The organism is Rhizobium sp. BK312, from assembly GCF_014193605.1.
Lineage (GTDB): Bacteria > Pseudomonadota > Alphaproteobacteria > Rhizobiales > Rhizobiaceae > Rhizobium.
Genome location: NZ_JACHZP010000002.1, coordinates 689,954 through 706,988, shown reverse-complemented (window position 1 = coordinate 706,988; position 17,035 = coordinate 689,954). Strand labels below are relative to the sequence as shown.

The following is a 17,035-nucleotide window of genomic DNA, read 5'->3' as shown; positions in this document are numbered from 1 at the left end:
ATCATGAATCTCGAACTCGACGGCAAATTAGCTCTGGTCACCGGCAGCACCGCCGGCATCGGTCACGCAATCGCGGCAACTCTCTTGCGCGAGGGTGCCCACGTTATTGTCAATGGGCGGACCCAAGAAGCGGTCGATCGTGCGGTTGCCGAACTTGCTGCGATTGGAAGCGGCCGCGTGGAGGGATTTGCCGGCGATCTCGCAACTGAGCAGGCCGCAGATGAAATCGTAAGGCGCTTTCCGAATGTCGAGATCCTCGTCAACAACCTTGGGATATTCGAACCCAAGCCGTTCGAAGAGATCCCGGACGCTGACTGGCGTCGGTTCTTCGATGTCAACGTGATTTCCGGCGTTCGTCTCGCCCGCCTTTATCTGCCCTCGATGCGCCAGCGTAACTGGGGTCGTATCATCTTCATTTCGAGCGAAAGCGGCGTGCATATTCCGGCCGAGATGGTACATTACGGCGTGACCAAGACGGCCCAGATTGCAGTGGCGCGCGGTATTGCGGAATCCGTTGCGGGCACCGGAATCACGGTCAACAGCGTCTTGCCAGGTCCAACGAAATCGCGCGGCGTCGTCGATTTCGTCGCCGCGCTGCCCGGCTCGGAAGGAAAGACTTTCGCGCAATTCGAGACCGAATTCTTCGAGAAAATCCGGCCAACTTCCCTGATCAAACGCTTCACGCAGCCTGAGGAAATCGCGACCATGGTCGCCTATGTCGCAAGCCCCCTGTCTTCGGCTACCAATGGTGCAGCGCTTCGGGTCGATGGCGGAGTGGTAAAGAGCGCGTTCTGACCATCGCGACCAAACGAACGAACTCCGGCGGCAAGATGCGCCAAGCGCAACCTATAAATGTCGCCAGACGCCACCAGATTACTCTTTTCCCACGGCGATGAGATGGGCCAGATCAAAATCATCGCCGACTCGCGGATTGAGCTCATGAACACAGACGCATTCTTCACCAAAATCCGGACCTACACCCCTCTGTCAGAAAAAGCCGAACTCGCCTGGTCATCACTCCTGCGGCCGAGACAGTATCGTAAGGAGGAGCCCTTCATTCGGGCGGGCGACGTACCGACGACCTATGCCTTCGTCGTTAAAGGCCTGCTATGTCAGCGCTACGTCGGCCGCGACGGCAACATGATTATTAAATGCTTCTTTCCTGAGAACCGCATTGCCTCTTCGGTCAGCGCGACCCTGCTCGGTGAGGCCAGCCCTTTCGCGATTACGGCGATCGAGAACACCACCGTCCTCGAATATGACTTTGCGGCTTTTAGGTTGCTCGTCAGCGACTTTGCCGACATTGCCGCCTTTTATATCCGGTACATGGAGCGCCATTGGATTATCGACAAAGAACCGGGGGAGATTGCGTTCAGGCATGACGACGCGATGCAGCGCTATATCGATTTTATCCGCAAGGAGCCGGAACTGCATAAGCGTTTGAAGCAGCATCACATCGCCGCCTGGTTGGGCATCACTCCGGAAAGCCTCAGCCGGCTGCGAAAGACAATCGCTATCACAAGGCCAGACAGAGGCTGACGCGATTTCTTACCAAACATCAATTCTTTCACGGTCGGATTGCGGCATTTCTGCCGGGCAAGCAACCACCGTAACGGTCACGGCGGCATCAACCATCGGATATCGACCGCGGGTGCGGCCCTGTCCTGCCGTGAAGAAAGGAAACCAAAAATGACCAAGATGATTTTCGTGAACCTGCCGGTGACCGACCTGGCTCGGGCCAAGGCCTTCTACGAGGCTCTGGGATTTGCCAATAACGCCCAGTTCAGTGACGATAGCTCGGCCTGCATGGTGGTGAGCGAGACGATCAACGTCATGCTCCTCACTCACGAAAAGTGGCGCGGTTTCACCAGCCGCCCGATCCCGCCGGCAACCTCAAGCGAAGTGATGCTGGCTATATCCTGCGAGAGCCGTAAGGCCGTCGACCAGATGAATGATGCCGCCGCGGCACATGGCGGGCAAGCGGACATCAATCCAAAACAGGACCTCGGCTTTCTGTATAATCGCAATCTCGCCGATCCGGACGGTCACGTCTGGGAAGCCGTATGGATGGATCCGAGCGCAATGTCCGCCGGTAACTGAAGCTCGTCAGGTCGCGCGGTAAAGCGTGGGGCTCCGAGCGTACCGTTTGAATGACGAGAGCCAAATTGGGGCGCAATGCTGTCCTTCAGCGATTGCGTTCCAAATATCTGAAAAACCGGGCGAGACCTGGAAAGGACGTGCCGTCGAAGCCGACCACGCGGTTCAGATACCGGCGTACGACTTATATCCGCGGTGGGGAATGGCGATGAATGCTCGCCTTCCTTCAATTAATACGCTATGCGTAGTATATGATAAATAAAGTCGATCAAGAAGCCCTCTCTCTCCTGCGCGCCGTCCTGGCGCTCGGACGGCGGCTGCGCGGCGAGCGCCCGCAAGGCGCGCCGACGCTCGCTGCCATCAGTCTTCTGGGAACGCTCGGTCGCCTCGGACCGATGCCCGCTGTGCAACTGGCGACCGAGGAACGCCTTCAGCCTCAATCTCTGACACGGATCGTAGCCGGTCTTGAAGGCGATGGACTGATCGAACGCCGGCGAGATCCGGCTGACCAGCGAGCGTTGATCATCGCTCTGACAGAGAAGGGCAAGACGGTGCTCGCAAATGATCTGCGCGCGCGACAGGCGTGGTTGCGCGAGGCGATGTTGCGCGTGCTTTCAGAAAGCGAGCGCACGACGTTGATCGCGGCAACCGACATTATGCTCAAGCTCGCCTTTGATGATCAAGGCAGATTGGAGATCGATGCTCATGGCGCATTGGATCGATAACGCCATCTTCTGGCACGTTTATCCCCTCGGTTTCGTCGGCGCCGAGCAGAGGGCCCATGCGGGCATTCGTCATCGCCTGAACCATATCGTCGATTGGCTCGACTATGCCGTCGCGCTGGGGGCATCGGGTCTGCTGTTGGGGCCGATTTTTACCTCATCGACACACGGCTACGACACGATCGATCATTTTCGCATCGATCCCCGCCTTGGTGACGATTGCGATTTCGACCAGCTCATCATGGAGGCGCGACGACGTGGATTGAAAGTCATCCTTGATGGCGTCTTTAACCATGTCGGAAGGGATTTTCCGCTTTTCCGTGCCGCCATTGAGAATGGAACGGCCTCTCAGGAGGCGAGCTGGTTCCGCTTGCTCGGCGGCAAGGACGACACGGGCGGCCCCGCCTATGCGACGTTCGAGGGACATCATGCACTGGTGGCGTTGGACCATGATTCTTCGGATGTTACCGACTATGTGACGAATGTCATGAACCACTGGCTGGACCGTGGCGCTTCAGGGTGGCGGCTTGACGCAGCCTATGCAGTATCTCGCCCATTCTGGAAAACGGTGTTGACGGATGTCCGCCAGCGCCATCCCCACGCTTACATATTCGGCGAGGTCATCCACGGCGACTACAATGGCTTTGTAACGGCGACCGGCGTCGACGCAGTGACGCAGTACGAATTGTGGAAGGCGATCTGGAGCGCGATCAATGACTGCAACCTGTTCGAACTTCAGTGGGCGCTGGAACGGCACAATGGGTTCCTGGAGCATTTCGTACCACTCACCTTTGTCGGCAATCATGATGTCACGCGGCTGGCGAGCCGGTTGACTGATGAACGGCACATCGCTCACGCTCTTGCCATTCTTATGACAGTCGGCGGCACGCCGGCCATCTATGCCGGTGACGAGCAAGCTTTCCGAGGCATCAAGGAAAACCGGGTCGGCGGCGACGATGCAATCCGGCCTGCCTTTCCCGCAAGGCCCGAGGAGCTCGCTCCGTTTGGCTGGCCGATTTACCGGCTTCATCAGCAGCTTATTGGGGTTCGTCGCCGTCATCCCTGGCTCTTCAGAGCCAAAAGCCGAAAAATTCACCTCACCGCTCGGCAGGCCGTCTGGGCCATGGAGGCAAACAACCAGACGATCCTCGTCGCCCTTAATCTCCGTGATGGCGACGCCATTCTCCCTGCGCCGGGTGCCAAAAACCTGCTTGCTGGAACCGCTGCAGCAATAACGATTGAGCTGGATCGATCGACTTCGATCCGGTTGCCCGGATACGGCTGGGCCGTGCTTTCGACGGAGAAACAATAATCATATCGTGAAAGAGCAGGTTCCGACCCTTTCGCCGAATTGGGAGAAGTGGCTTTCGCATCTCATCCACCGGCTGATCATTGCCTTGACATTGATCACTCCATTGCTCGGGCATTCCCTTTCAAGTAACTTCTCGCAGAGCGCTGGAGCTCTCTTCCGGCACTGAAGCATCATTTCAGAACTCGGATAACGACGCGCTGTCCAATCGCCAAAGGGGCATCGCGTGGAACGGTGATGATGCAGTTTGCCGTACGTATATCGCTGCGTTCTCCGGGATTTTCCGTCGATTTCGCGTGTGTCAATACTTTGGAAACTCGGCCGACACGGCCTGAAACGGTTTGTGTGGAGCGCCCTTCGGGAATGATTTCGACAGTCATGCCAGGACCGACAAGGTTGAGATATTCTTCCGGAATGTCTGCGCGCACGATTTTCGGGCCATCCGGCAAGAGGACGAACATCTCACTCATCGCCTGTGACGAAACGGCTTCGCCGGCCTTTATCGCCTGCCGTATGACGACGCCGTCGGCCGGCGCCTTGATCTCGCGCAGACTCACCTCCCGTTTGGCCATTTCGAGACGTTCCCGCGCGATATTCAGAGCCGTCGCAGCGGAGTTGGTCTCGATAGCCTGCGTCTCATAGGCGTTGCGCGCATCTTCGAGTGCCTGATCGGAAACGGCTTTGCCGGCAGCGGCGCGGCGCATTCTTTCATAGGTCTTCGAAAGGTTCCTTTCCTTGATTTCGAGGAGTTTATGATGATCTTCGGCTTGGGAAATCTCCCGTTCGGCGATACGAACCGCAGCTTCCTCCTGCCTTCTGTCGAGAAGGGCAAGGACATCACCCTTGCGCACATAAGCCCCTTCACTTGCCGGCACGTCGGCAACGATCCCGTCGCGCACGGCCGTTATTCGATAAAGGCCTCCCTCGACATCGACTGTTCCGCGCGCAGCGGCGGTGATTGCTGGCGCAATGCGTTCGGCGGCATCCGAGCTTTCGTCCGCCTTCGGGACGCCGACGGCAGTCCATAAAATGCCCAATGTCAGGGACGAACCCAATAGGCCGGCCGCCCAAAAACGGCGTGAGCGTTTAGTTTGATCCATGCCAGTACTCTCGTGTATCGGTGTTTCGCCCGGAGGCGGGCCGTTCCTCAGGCAACAGGCGCCCGTCCTCCATCCTGAGGAGGCGATCTGCTTTCGAAAACAGACGGCTATCGTGCGAGACGCACAGAACCGCCGTTCCCAACTGTCTGGCCGTATCACGCAGGATCTCGACGATCCTCGACCCATTGGTGCTGTCGAGCGCACTCGTCGGCTCGTCTGCAAACAGGATCGCGGGCTCTTTGACGATGGCTCTCGCAATGGCAACGCGCTGCTTCTCACCGCCGGACAGATGCGAAGGCCGTAAATGCTGGCGGTGCAGCAGGCCGACACGCTCCAGCGCCGCAAGCGCCCGGGCTCGTGCCTCGGCTTCCGGAACCTTGAGGTAATCCAGCGGGACCTGAACCTGCTCGAGCGCGGAAAGTGCCGGAAACAGATTGAAGCCCTGAAAGATAAAACCGCAGCTTCTCAGGCGAAACGCATCTCTCTGCGCGTCCGTCGAGGAGGAGAGATCGGTTTCGCCGGCGCGAAGCTGCCCGCTGTCGGGTTTGGTCATACCACCGAGCGTCGCCAGAAGCGTGCTCTTGCCGCAGCCGGAAGGGCCGCTGAGGACAGCGAATTCACCGCGATACATCTCGACGGAAATATCGACGAGCGCGTTTGTACGAACGCCCTGGACGGTGAAGGACTTGTGGAGATTGAGAGCAGTGATAGCAGATCGCATCATATCATCTCAATAAGGAAGCCGGGTCTGCCTGACGCAGGCGATGAATCGAAAGAAGACAGGCAAGTACCGCCACGACGAGAACAACGAGCGAGGCGAGAAGGATCACGATGCCGTCAAGCACGAAAGGAACCTTGTAGACCTGCGCAATGAGGGCGATGAGAAGGCTTAATACGCCGCTGATGATCAGGCCGGAAACACCCACCCAGGCGGCCTGCTCGGCAACAATGGTTCTCAACTCGCCAAAGGGCACGCCGAGCGCGCGAAGCGTGGCATATTGCGGAAGCGCGCCTGCGACTGCCGCCATGAGGGTCTGGCTGGTTATGAGCGCTCCAATGGTTGCGGCTATCAACGTCGCAAAGATGAACGCAATACCGGCACCGGAATCGAACAGCATATAGCTGGTCGACATGCTCGCAAGTCTGTCGGAAGGCCAGATCTCGAACCGGTCGGCAGAGGCTCGTTGATTAAGACGCCTGATCACGCCCGCGGACTTATCGCCAGTTTTGATATCGAACAGAAAATAGGTAGCGGCACCATCGGTAGGTAGCGTCTGATCAAGCACGCGTGCGGTATCGAGCGAACCGACGACATTCACGCCACCCAGACCGCGAAGCCCGTCAATGAGGCCGACCACGCGTACGGCATGACCGTTGACCTCTGCCAGATCTCCGGGTTTGGCGGAGAGCTTGTCGCCGTCGGATGCGTCAACGACCACGGCGCCGGGCTCGCGCAGCTGGCTGCGCAGTCCTGCCGGAACGACCTTAGCCAGCCCGGCACTGCCGGTCTCGGTATCGATGCCTATGATTGTGACGCTGACGCCACCATTGCCTCCGACGGCGCGCCAGTCGCCGGATCCGAGCAGCAACGGCTCGATATGGGATACAAGAGGCTCGGAATAGAGGTTCGTCAACACGCGCGCTTTCACCGTTCGCCCAAGTTCGACGCTTTGCGTGCCGGGATAGCCGGCCCAGTAATCGGCGGTCGATTGCGATACATAAAGCGAATTCGCACTCACAATCCCAAGCAGCAACGCTCCCTGGGCCGTCATGAGAAGCCCGGAAAAGGCAACGGCTGCGACGGCCGGCAAAAAGCGCCGCCATTCATAGGTAAGGGTTTTGCGCGCGATCGGAACTGGCATGACTACATCCGCCTTTCCGGCATAGGAGATGAGGAAGCCTGCTGCGCGGTACCTGTTGCCTTGTAGAAAGCGATGAGGGCGCGAGCTTCGTCTTCGATACTGTCTGTCAGTGAAGCCCGCAGTTCCAATATATCGAGCGCGCCTCTGATGGACTTCGATTTATCTTCCAGACCTTCTTGAACGAGCTTATCAGCGCTGTTGCGCACCATCGTCGCTCGCTTCAATCTCGATCGCAGCAGCGTCGTCTTTTGCCGGGCGGCATTGAACTCACGCAGCGCTCTTGACGCTTCCTCATAGGCAACGAGAACGGCCTGCCGGTATGCAAGGCCCGCTTCCCGAAATTTGGCTTCGCTCGCCGCGACGACGTCTTTGCGCCGGCCCAGATCGAACAGCGGGATTTGCAGCGATGGCCCTCCGGAAGCGCCAAACAAAGAACTTCCAATCGGAGCGCCAATCCCTATCGTGCCGGAGAGGCGTAGTTTCGGATAGAGGTCGCTTTTCGCAATGCCGACCTGCGCGCCCGCTTGGGCTACCGCGAATTCGGCTCGACGCACGTCGGGTCGCAAACGCAGCAGATCGGCGGGACGGCCTCCCAGCAGGCTGGCTCGGACGGTTGGCTGCGGCTGAGGTTTAAGGAGGTCCGCGGTCGGCATCGACGTTCCTTCGAGGGTCGCGATTTGCTGGACTGACGTAGCGATCTCGCTTTCCAACTCAACGAGCCTCGATCTGGCAGTGTCGATGACCGATTTCTGCAGTTCCGTGTCGGACGCCGTCGCCAGACCTACCTGCTCCCTGACGTTTGCCAGTCTGGAATTCTTCTCCAACAGACCGATCATCTCGGCAGTGTCGGCACGACGTCTTTGGAGCGCCCGAAGGTGAACGTAATTGGCGGCGATTTCTGCTGTCACCGCCAGTTTTGCCGCCGCCAGATCCTCATAAGCGATCTGCGCGGTCAGATCGGCCGATTTCTGGACCTGCCTGTCTTGTCCAAACAGAGCGACCTCCCAGCCTGCCTCAAGATTCAATTGCAGTGGACGCCGCGTAAAATCATTATTCACCCGGGGTCCGGTTGCAGGATTTGCAATCCCGGTTGCCCCCAGCTCCGGCCGATAGCCGGAAAGCGCCGAATGCGCCATCGCTCTTGCCGCCGCCAGGTTCTGCTGGGCCTGCGCAACGGTGAGGTTGCTGTTTGCGACACGAGAGACGAGCGACAACAACATCCGGTCGTGAAAGCCTTCCCACCATGCCAGGTCCTTGGCGCCAGCCTGAGAGCTGCCGAGCGATGCCCCTGCATAGGCAGAAGGCAAGGGCGGAGGCGCTGCGGGTGGAGATAGATCCATCGTTTGACAGGCCGGCAGAGCGAATGCCAACATCATTATCGACAGGATGATTTGCAGGCACCGGTGTTCGCGCTTCGGTATATCGGAACTGTCATTTTGACCCATGCCGTGCAGTCGGCACACAATACTATAAGACCTGCCGATCATGATCCCGTCACTAAGCGATCCATTTCGTAACCGTTGCAGTCGCACTTTGTGGCTGATCGCATAACGAAAAGCTCGGCAACACTGCCCGGTGAAATAGCCTCGTTCTGTGCAGATTTCATGGAGATTGCATACAGATTGAGTGAACGGCGGCGCATGGCGGGCAGCCAGTGTTTCACTCGTGAATTACTCTGCGGACCCTTACAATTGCCGATGATGGCGCCGCGGCGACAGAGGCAAGCGTCGAGCGCTGCAACATGGTCGAGAGATTCTAAGGACGCTCTCGAAGAGTTTTGACATCAATCATTGCTGTGTTTAAGCGCAAACTATCTGAATATACTGCCCGCCCTATCAATATAAACAGCGATCGATTGCAGGATTTTCTCTTAATCCGGGGGAAAATATTACTTCATTTCTGATGGCGCTTTAATATGCTAAGAGAGGTACTTTGGGGATGTTGCAGCAACTTAACCATTAAAGAAGCAAGTTTGCACATTTCTTCTGGAGGAGGCCCGGAGTGTTGGATCCTTTGATACCGACAATATTTCACGAGCACTGGTGGCTCGATGCTGCGACGAAGGGACGAGCCGAGATATCCGAAGTGACCGAAGGCGGGCGGACAGTGGGCCGGCTGCCCTATCTCAAGGAAACGAGACTTGGTCTGCACAGCATCAATATGCCGACCCTCACCCACTTTCTCGGCCCGGGCATCAACGACGGTTCCGGCAGCGAGCCGAACCGCTTCGTGAAGCGTCAGGCGATTACACGTGAGCTCATCCGCAAGCTGCCGCAGTTCTCCTCATTCCGTCAGAAGCTGCACCACAACGTCAGAGACGTGCTTGCTTTTCAGGCCGAGGATTTCGAGGTGACGGCTCAGTTCACCTTCGAAGTCGGCCCGGCCCCTCTGGAAGTTATGTGGAAAGCCATGCGGGACAAGACACGAAATGTCATCCGTCGGGCAGAGGAGCGTTACGGCGTCTCGAACATCATGGACCCGCAGGCATTCTTCCGCTTTTCCATCGCCAATCTTAGGGCCAAAGGTGAGGAACCCAATATCGACTTTGTCACCTGCATAGATGTCGTCACCAGGGCACTTGACCGCGGACGTGGTCATTTCTACGTCGCAGTGGACGACAAAGGGGATGTCAGGGCAGCTATATTTTGTGTCTGGGATGCCAGATCGTATTACTACATGTTATCGACCCGCACGGCCGACAGCGGCAACGGCGCGATCCCTCTATTGATCTGGAGTGCCATCAAAAATGCCGCTTCGATGGGGCTGGTCTTCGACTTTGACGGTGTGGCGAATGCCGGTTCCATCCTGCTCTATTCCGGCTTCGGCGGCACCGTTTCTCCGCGCTACATTGTGATGAAGTCGAACACCCTCTACCAGACTTTGCGCAGGATCCGCCGCATCAACCCAAGAGTTTCGAACCATTTTCTTTGAGGACAGGGACAAGTACGCACCGTTCACACTGCGTCGACCGAAAAGCACGGCAACAGGTAGGTCGGAACTGCATGGTGTCGCCGCGTCAGTTCGGCCAGCTCCTGCTCCGAGGCGGTTGCGAGGATGCCGGTGCGCACTAACACGGAGGCCAGACCCATATCGCCCGCGCCCTTGATGTCATGCTCGATACTGTCACCGATGCAGACGATCCCGCCGGGTTCGGCATTCGTCCAACGGGATATCGCCAGCATGTAGATCTCGCGATATGGCTTGCCGATCCAGTGCACCTTACCGCCAAGCTCCTCGTAGATCCTGGCGATCGCACCAAGGTCGCCGACCAGGTAAAGGCTTCCGGCGTCACCCTCAACCTCGAGATCGTCAACCGGTTCGAGAGCAATATGCTGAACACGGCCGCCCAGGGCATGGCTCACATTCGCGATACCCGCGCCTCCAGCGTTTTCCTGCATCTCGACACGTTCCATATGAACATCGAGGAGGCCGATGTCGGGCTCGCTATCCGCCATGCTAGCGACAAGATCGGCTACGTCCATATCGGCGAAAGTCATCGCGGCTATCTCGGAACCGGCAATATCGATTTCGCCACCATTTTCGATGCATTGGTCGCAACCGGCTGGAATGACTACGTAACCTTCGAATCCTTCTCGACCGCCATCGTCGACAAGGACCTATCGCTGAAGACGGCAATCTAGCGCAATCTCTGGGACGACAATGTTGCCCTTGCCAGGCATGCACGCCAATCCATCGAACTCGGACTGGAAACCGCCAGCCGCAAGGCGGACCTGGTGAAGCTGGCCCACCTTTCCCGCTGAGCCATTTCCGCAATAGTGGATCAAAGGTCATTCAACGATCGAAAGACACCAGCCCAGCATCGCGTCGCCCGGCAAATTGCCTGGAAATCTACTTTGTCGCTCCAGCCGTGAGGCCTGTGATGAGTTTGCGCTGGAATAGCATGTAAGCGAGAATGAGCGGGCCGATAACGATGACAGCGCCCGCCGTCAGCACAGGCGTATTAACCGTATAACGTCCCTGGAAAAACAGCATGCCGATCGGCAGGGTGCGATAGTTGTCGTCATTGACCAGAACAAGTGGAATAAGAAATTCGTTCCACGTCCAGATAAAAAGGAACAACGCCAGCGTCGACATAGACGGCAGCATCAAAGGCACGATAACTTTCGACAGAATGTATCGTCTGGATGCTCCATCGAGGACGGCTGCCTCTATGATCTCCGATGGCAACTGCTGCATCGCACTTGCCATAAACATCGTCGCAAAAGGCAACGACATGGCAATTTGCGGCAATATCAACGCTGCATAGGTGTTGATGAGGCCGATATAGCGCATCTCATAATAGAGCGGAATGATGAAGGCCTCGGTCGGAACCATCATGCCTATAGTCAAGAGAACGAAAATGGTGCGTCTGAAGGGAAAGCCCAGGAATGCGAAACTGAATCCCGTCAATGTCCCGAGTATAATACTGATAATGACTACAGGGAAAACGATCAGAACCGAATTCAGGAAATAGACGTTAAAATGGCCTTCGATCCAAGCATTCGCATAATTCTCGAAATGCGGATAGGCGGGTAATACGAATGCGCCCTGGATAAGATCGGCACGGCTCTTCAGAGACGTCAGTATCAGAAGCGCGAAGGGGATAACCGTCAGGACCGCAAAGACCCAAAGAATGATACGCGACGGCAAGATGGCGCCTGCCCCATGAAAATTCCGGCTCACTATGCACTCCCTTCATTTACAGGTCGCACCAGCCGGTGAACGGCATAGTTGATTGTAAAGACCAGAATCGCACCGATGATGGCGACGGCCGAGGCATAGCCATAGCGGTTCAATTGGAAGCCAAGCTCGTACATGTAAATATTGGGAACGAGGGTTGCATTGGCTGGGCCGCCCCTGGTCATCGTAAAGATCAGGTCAAAGCTCTTGATGGAAGCAATGATGGTGAGAAGCAACGCGATGCGTATTTCCGGCAGCAGGAGCGGCAGCGTTATGAAAAAGAAAATCCTGCTTCCTGAAGCACCGTCCACCCTCGCCGCTTCAAACAGTGAAGGGTCGATGCGCTGGATACCGGAAAGAAACAGCACCATGCAGAAACCGAAGAAATACCAGCTGGCGACGATGCCTACGGCCGGTAGGACAAAGGTGAAATCGCCAAGCCAGGGTAAAGCGATCGAACCCAGGCCAGCCAGTTTTAACGCCTGATTGATGGGGCCAAAAGCGGGATTGTAGAGCCAGTGCCAGATGATGCCGAGAACGGCGGTCGGCATGATATAGGGCAAAAACAGCAATGTGCGCAGCGCGAACTGCTCTCGCTGCCTGAGCGACCAGACCAATGCGGCAAGCAAGAGGCCGACGACGATCGGGATGACACAGTAAAACACCATAAAGAGCGCATTGTTTTTTAATGCGACATAGAAAGTCTCATCCGAAAGCAATTTTGCATAATTGCCGAAGCCAATCCAATTGGGCGAACCGATCCCGTTCCACTCGGTGAAGCTGATACCGATTGCTGCGATAATGGGGCCGAGTACGAGAGCAAAATAAACCAGCGAACCAGGCAGAATATAAACGAGATTTCTGCTGACGTTGGCATCAAGTGGTGAACGTTTCATGCACCATCTCATGAATATGCCAGGGGCCGACTGGCGCCTCTCTGGCCGTGATCAGGATTGACGTAGCGAAGTTTCCCGCCGCTGCTTCTCATCAAATGGAGCAGCGGCAGGATTGCTGTGTCTGGCAATCACTTGCTCTTCATGTAGGCGGCATAATCCGCATCGAGCTTGCCGATCAGCTCTTCAGGCGTTTGTTTGTTCGCAAGCAGCAAGGGCGTATTTTCATCAAACGTCTTGAGCATGGTGGGGCTCGCCCAATCGGGATAATGCCCCAGTGCATTGTCATCGTTCAACGATTTCCAGATCGCGATGCCCTCCTTCAGAAGCGGGGAAGCGTTAACCCCGGCATCTTCCGGAACGGGAGTTGCTGGCAGATAACCGGCTCGGGCCCAGGTCACGGATGCGTCCTTGGAGACCATGTAATTGATGTATTCGCCGGCGAGATCCTTCATTTTGTCGCTCTTCGCCAGGCTGGTGATCGCCCAGGCAAGGTCGACACCGCCAACCGAAAGCGGATGCTTGATACCGGCGGGCGCCGGGATCGGCATGAAATGGATATCCGGATTGTTCTGCATATCGCCGAAGTACCAGGTTCCAGAAATCAGAAAGGCCCCTTGGCCGGCGACAAAAAGCTGAACCGCATCGTCACCCGAGATGCCCTGGTAACCATCGGAGAAATAGCCGTTTGTTGCCCATTTCTGAGCAAGTCTTACCGATTCCAGATTGCCGGGCGTATTCCAGGTGCCGCCACGGCCATAGATCAGGTCATCGAGCGCCTTTCGGTCGGACGCATCGATATGCGCCTGGCTGATCCCGGCCAGCATATGGAGCGCTAGATGGCCCTTGGCCGTGCCGATCGTCAGCGGTGGGGTACCTGCAGCCTTGACCTTATCGAGGGCTGCAAGGAAATCGTCGAAGTTCTTGATCGGCAGCTCGACTCCGGCGGCTTTCAAGACCTTTTCGTTGTAATAAAGACCGACGATTTCGGCGAGCGACGAGATACCGTAGGTCTCCCCGACACCGAACTCGCCCTTGCTCGACCATCGGTCACGCGCAAGCAGACTATCGGACTGGTTTTTATCCCAGCCATATTTCTTGAGATAGGTATCGACAGGAACGAGAAGGTTTTCCTTCACCATCGCGCCCATGTCGCCGGCGCCCTGGTTAACTTTGGTCACTACTGGACCATCGCCGGATGAAACCGCAAGCTTTAGCGTAAGATTGAGATCCTGGAAGTCGCGCACGGTATGGTCGAGCTTAACCTCAGGATGCGCCTTCTGGAAATTGGCGTTGAGCTCGGTCATCACGGCAGCCCGCGACTCCGAGTCATGGTCGTCCCAGACTGTAAGCGTCTCGGCAAAGACGACCGTCGACATGCCGAGCCCGACGAACGTGACGCCCGCCAAAATTCCTGCCTTCTTCAGCATTGATGCCATGTTGATGGAGATGAAATCGCTAAACATTGATTGGTTCCCTCTAGCTGCGTTTCGGCAGTTCCTATCGTTTCCAACCGGCCCGTCCTGCTGAGACGAGCCGAATGTCTTGCATCGTCAGGCCTTTACTGACCTGATGAATTTCCTTATCCTTTTCAAAAGATCAGCGGGCTTTCATCCCGCAGATGCAGTGCCTCAACCTTCCCAATTTTACCGCTGCCTGATGTCAGCTCGCGCCGTGCAGCGGCCAGCAAATCGATGGTGCGATGCCTCCCAAGATCGACAATTATTTCATCCGCCCGGCGACCGAGAACGACGTTGACGCCCTCTTCCATATTTGTCTGGTGACGGCCGACGCGGGAGCCGATGCGAGTGCGCTTTACAGCAATCCGCGCCTTCCCGGCTACGTATGGGCGGTGCCCTATCTCAAATTCGCTCCGGAATTCGCGTTCGTTCTTGCTAGCCATGACCGGGTCGTCGGCTATATTGTCGGTACGCCGGATACCGCCAGCTTTGACAAAGCGCTCGGCAGAGATTGGTGGCCGGTTGTTCGCCGCGAGATCGCTGGTCTGGTACCCAGCACGGAAAAAGACGCCGATGTTCTGGAGCGAATAGCTAGTCCTCACAGCGGCACGCCGGGTCTTGAAGAAACCTACCCCGCGCATCTCCACATCAATATTCTGCCCGAAGCGCAATCGGGCGGATGGGGACGCCTGATGATCAAGACCATGCTCAATAAGCTTTCGAGCAACGGCGTGCCCGCGGTCCATCTTGGCGTCAGTCCCGCAAACGAACGTGCCAAGGGTTTCTACAGGCATCTCGGCTTCGAAGAACTCAGCCATGACGGGCACCTTGCTTTCGTTATGAAATTGGACAAGCCGGCAATCTGAACAGAAATCTTGCCGGCCTTCCTTCATTATCTATTCTCCGCGTTTGCCGCTTCCAGGCCATATTTGAGGACGACAGCCGCCGGCATCGCGCTCCACCCCTGCAGCAGGGAACCGCGTCCATAGGGTGGCGAGAAATATTCGACAGCGCCGGCCCAACCATTTGCCAGGCAGGTTTCCCACCAGCGTATGAGGGCATAGCGTGCGCCACCGAGACCGCGGCGTATTCTCTCTTCCGCATAGACGCCGTCCCAATAGGGCCAATCGGATCCATTGTGATAGCGAAAGGGGAAAGCGGTTTTCGATCTTACGTCACTTGCCCGCTTGAACGGCGGATAGGCGCACAACACCCCCCAATCGCCATAGGGCTGTCTGGTATTGTTTCGAGCCTCCAGGACCTCTTCCATGGCCTTGAGGAGGCCAGAGGCGCGTGTCTGCGAGATCGCCCCATAACGGGAGAGCGTCAGACTGTCGAGGACAAGATGATCCTCGACAAATCCATCAGGAGTGACGAAATCGGCGTAACCATTTCTGCTGGGGACGAAAAGCCTGTCCTCGATTTCGGCACGAGCAGAGGCCGCTACCTCGCGTGCCTTCTGCGCCAATGCGGGGTCATGTCCGGCTCCCAGCTTGGCCACGCCATCCAATGCACCGACGAAAAGGCCGAGATTGTAGGAGACGAGGCCCTCCCGGTAGACATTGTCCGCCCAATCCCTGTCGTTTCGCGGCTTCAGCGGCAATACGCTGCCGGGGCCTGCAAGAGCCAGATATCGTTCAACGATGGCGGTCACAAGCGGCCAGTGCCGCACTGCCTCCACGACATCCCCCGTCGTTTCCACATAGTCGGCGAGAAAGAGGATGAAGAAAAGCGGGCTGTCGAAATGATCGCTCCACCAATCATCGGGACGATTGTGATGCTCTGGAGCAGCCTTCCCGCGATATTTCTCGGGATTTCGTGTGGCATCGAGAACGAAGTTCTGCCAGGCGCGCGATTGCGCCGGTCCGGTCAAAATCACACCGCTCGGCGCCTCTCCGTCAGGCTGGATTCCCTTGGCCAAAAGCCGAATTTCATCACGTACCGCTTCCGGGGCAAGCTTCAACAGCATTTGCATCGTCCAGTAGCCATCGCGATAATAGGTGCGAGCAGGCGCACTGTAGGCCTGCCCCGCAGCCAGACCGGCAAACGTGCCATTCTCATCCAGGCGGATGCTGGAAAGTGCGGCGTGTGCTCCCTGCATCACCATGCTGCGCAATACGGGATCGGCCTTCGGCGTGAGGTCGCAGCGGGCTATATAACTCGCGGCCTCTGCGACGATAGCGTCGTTTGCAAGACCGAATGCAGCTTCTGCTTCCTCTTTTGAGGCTCCGGCAGCAATACGGATATCGCCATCATCGACCTCGATGATCATCGCACCCCAACCGGTCACAACGATACGGCGATCATTGCGTTTGGTGAGCTTGGGCTTCGGACTATCCTTGTCAATCTCATGCCACCAAGCACAGCGACGCGCCGGATAAACGCCCTCCAGGTGGGCATTGCGGATCAGAAGGATGGGCCTTGATTGGGCGACAAAGATGCCACCCGCTTCGGCAATAAGTCTGTTCGGACCATAAATGTAAGGTCCGGTAAGCCTGGAAAAACGTATGCGCCCCAGACGACCGCTTCCCCAAAGAGCGAGATCAAGATAGCCGTCGGGATGCGCATCCGCCTGCAGTCGAGGCGCCATGATCGGCAGAATGACCGGGTGGCTGGTTGTGATTTCGCCGTGGGACGTGGGAGTCATCATGGCAAATCAAGCACCTTTCACCGCACGGTGTCGGACATGGGATGACGTATGAAAATCAGGCGGCAATACCAAGCAATCTTGCTGAAATGGAGCGCTATAAAGTCCGCGGCATAGGCGAAACGAGCTCTCTCATCCGTTGGCCTTGCTTTCATGACCCCTCCGCAATTTGCTTAGTCACTGGGGAAGTCTACAAATCACGCGCCGAATTTGTCAATGATATGGACAAATTAAATGATTTCGCCCAGCCAACCGACTGAGATTT

The 17,035-nt window shown here is 56.9% G+C and carries 17 protein-coding genes and 1 pseudogene; 9 read left to right on the top strand and 9 right to left on the bottom strand.

Annotated elements, in window-relative coordinates; translation table 11 throughout:
• Positions 1 to 3 precede the first annotated feature (3 nt).
• The 5 genes from FHT85_RS07895 to FHT85_RS07875 all read left to right on the top strand — a co-directional run bounded on the left by FHT85_RS07895 (position 4) and on the right by FHT85_RS07875 (position 4,131).
• Entirely contained in the window at positions 4 to 795 is a 792-nt protein-coding gene (locus FHT85_RS07895; protein ID WP_112337734.1) for an SDR family NAD(P)-dependent oxidoreductase, read from the top strand.
• Positions 796 to 897: 102 nt separating this feature from the next.
• Entirely contained in the window at positions 898 to 1,539 is a 642-nt protein-coding gene (locus tag FHT85_RS07890) for a Crp/Fnr family transcriptional regulator (protein ID WP_246779910.1), read from the top strand.
• 150 nt (positions 1,540 to 1,689) lie between these two features.
• A complete protein-coding gene (locus tag FHT85_RS07885) occupies positions 1,690 to 2,100 on the top strand; it encodes a VOC family protein (protein WP_112412518.1) in 411 nt (136 codons plus the stop codon).
• A gap of 248 nt (positions 2,101 to 2,348) precedes the next feature.
• Positions 2,349 to 2,822: a MarR family winged helix-turn-helix transcriptional regulator gene (locus FHT85_RS07880; RefSeq protein WP_112337737.1), complete on the top strand. Its 474-nt coding sequence runs from the start codon at positions 2,349 to 2,351 to the stop codon at positions 2,820 to 2,822.
• Entirely contained in the window at positions 2,803 to 4,131 is a 1,329-nt protein-coding gene (locus FHT85_RS07875; RefSeq protein WP_112412517.1) for an alpha-amylase family protein, read from the top strand. Before FHT85_RS07880 ends, FHT85_RS07875 begins: the two co-directional genes overlap by 20 nt.
• A gap of 170 nt (positions 4,132 to 4,301) precedes the next feature.
• On the opposite strand, the gene FHT85_RS07870 is transcribed toward FHT85_RS07875, so the two are convergent.
• From FHT85_RS07870 to FHT85_RS07855, 4 genes are read right to left on the bottom strand one after another with little or no spacing between them, the layout of a single operon-like run.
• A complete protein-coding gene (locus FHT85_RS07870; protein WP_112412516.1) occupies positions 4,302 to 5,228 on the bottom strand; it encodes an efflux RND transporter periplasmic adaptor subunit in 927 nt (308 codons plus the stop codon).
• The gene (locus FHT85_RS07865; protein ID WP_246779909.1) at positions 5,215 to 5,952 is read right to left on the bottom strand and encodes an ABC transporter ATP-binding protein; all 738 of its coding nucleotides are present in this window, start codon (positions 5,950 to 5,952) and stop codon (positions 5,215 to 5,217) included. The genes FHT85_RS07870 and FHT85_RS07865 overlap by 14 nt, the downstream gene beginning before the upstream one ends.
• 1 nt (position 5,953) lies before the next feature.
• Complete coding sequence (locus FHT85_RS07860; RefSeq protein WP_112412515.1) at positions 5,954 to 7,090, bottom strand: FtsX-like permease family protein; 1,137 nt, start codon at positions 7,088 to 7,090, stop codon at positions 5,954 to 5,956.
• A 2-nt stretch (positions 7,091 to 7,092) separates the two neighbouring features.
• Positions 7,093 to 8,622 (bottom strand): TolC family protein, encoded by a 1,530-nt coding sequence (locus tag FHT85_RS07855; protein ID WP_312861331.1) that lies wholly within the window; start codon positions 8,620 to 8,622, stop codon positions 7,093 to 7,095.
• 469 nt (positions 8,623 to 9,091) lie between these two features.
• Here FHT85_RS07855 and FHT85_RS07850 point away from each other — a divergent pair, with 469 nt between their 5' ends.
• Positions 9,092 to 10,021: a GNAT family N-acetyltransferase gene (locus FHT85_RS07850; RefSeq protein ID WP_112337742.1), complete on the top strand. Its 930-nt coding sequence runs from the start codon at positions 9,092 to 9,094 to the stop codon at positions 10,019 to 10,021.
• A 23-nt stretch (positions 10,022 to 10,044) separates the two neighbouring features.
• On the opposite strand, the gene FHT85_RS07845 is transcribed toward FHT85_RS07850, so the two are convergent.
• Positions 10,045 to 10,272 (bottom strand): HAD hydrolase-like protein, encoded by a 228-nt coding sequence (locus tag FHT85_RS07845; RefSeq protein ID WP_246779908.1) that lies wholly within the window; start codon positions 10,270 to 10,272, stop codon positions 10,045 to 10,047.
• Positions 10,273 to 10,347: 75 nt separating this feature from the next.
• Between FHT85_RS07845 and FHT85_RS07840 the strand changes: the two are divergent.
• A pseudogene (locus tag FHT85_RS07840) lies at positions 10,348 to 10,851 on the top strand (TIM barrel protein); the annotation flags it as partial.
• Positions 10,852 to 10,939: 88 nt separating this feature from the next.
• Here the strand turns inward: FHT85_RS07840 and FHT85_RS07835 are convergent.
• The 3 genes from FHT85_RS07835 to FHT85_RS07825 form a co-directional block, all read right to left on the bottom strand.
• Positions 10,940 to 11,773 (bottom strand): carbohydrate ABC transporter permease, encoded by an 834-nt coding sequence (locus FHT85_RS07835; protein ID WP_112412514.1) that lies wholly within the window; start codon positions 11,771 to 11,773, stop codon positions 10,940 to 10,942.
• On the bottom strand, positions 11,773 to 12,666 hold the full coding sequence (locus tag FHT85_RS07830; protein WP_112412513.1) for a carbohydrate ABC transporter permease: 894 nt from the start codon (positions 12,664 to 12,666) through the stop codon (positions 11,773 to 11,775). The genes FHT85_RS07835 and FHT85_RS07830 overlap by 1 nt, the downstream gene beginning before the upstream one ends.
• Positions 12,667 to 12,794: 128 nt before the next feature.
• On the bottom strand, positions 12,795 to 14,129 hold the full coding sequence (locus tag FHT85_RS07825; RefSeq protein ID WP_112412512.1) for an extracellular solute-binding protein: 1,335 nt from the start codon (positions 14,127 to 14,129) through the stop codon (positions 12,795 to 12,797).
• 236 nt (positions 14,130 to 14,365) lie between these two features.
• Here FHT85_RS07825 and FHT85_RS07820 point away from each other — a divergent pair, with 236 nt between their 5' ends.
• Positions 14,366 to 14,989, top strand: a complete 624-nt coding sequence (locus FHT85_RS07820) for a GNAT family N-acetyltransferase (protein ID WP_112337746.1) — start codon at positions 14,366 to 14,368, stop codon at positions 14,987 to 14,989.
• Positions 14,990 to 15,015: 26 nt separating this feature from the next.
• On the opposite strand, the gene FHT85_RS07815 is transcribed toward FHT85_RS07820, so the two are convergent.
• The gene (locus FHT85_RS07815) at positions 15,016 to 16,773 is read right to left on the bottom strand and encodes a glycogen debranching protein (RefSeq protein WP_112412511.1); all 1,758 of its coding nucleotides are present in this window, start codon (positions 16,771 to 16,773) and stop codon (positions 15,016 to 15,018) included.
• A gap of 41 nt (positions 16,774 to 16,814) precedes the next feature.
• Between FHT85_RS07815 and FHT85_RS07810 the strand changes: the two genes are divergently transcribed.
• Positions 16,815 to 17,030 (top strand): hypothetical protein, encoded by a 216-nt coding sequence (locus tag FHT85_RS07810; RefSeq protein ID WP_146746699.1) that lies wholly within the window; start codon positions 16,815 to 16,817, stop codon positions 17,028 to 17,030.
• The last annotated feature ends 5 nt before the right edge of the window (positions 17,031 to 17,035 follow it).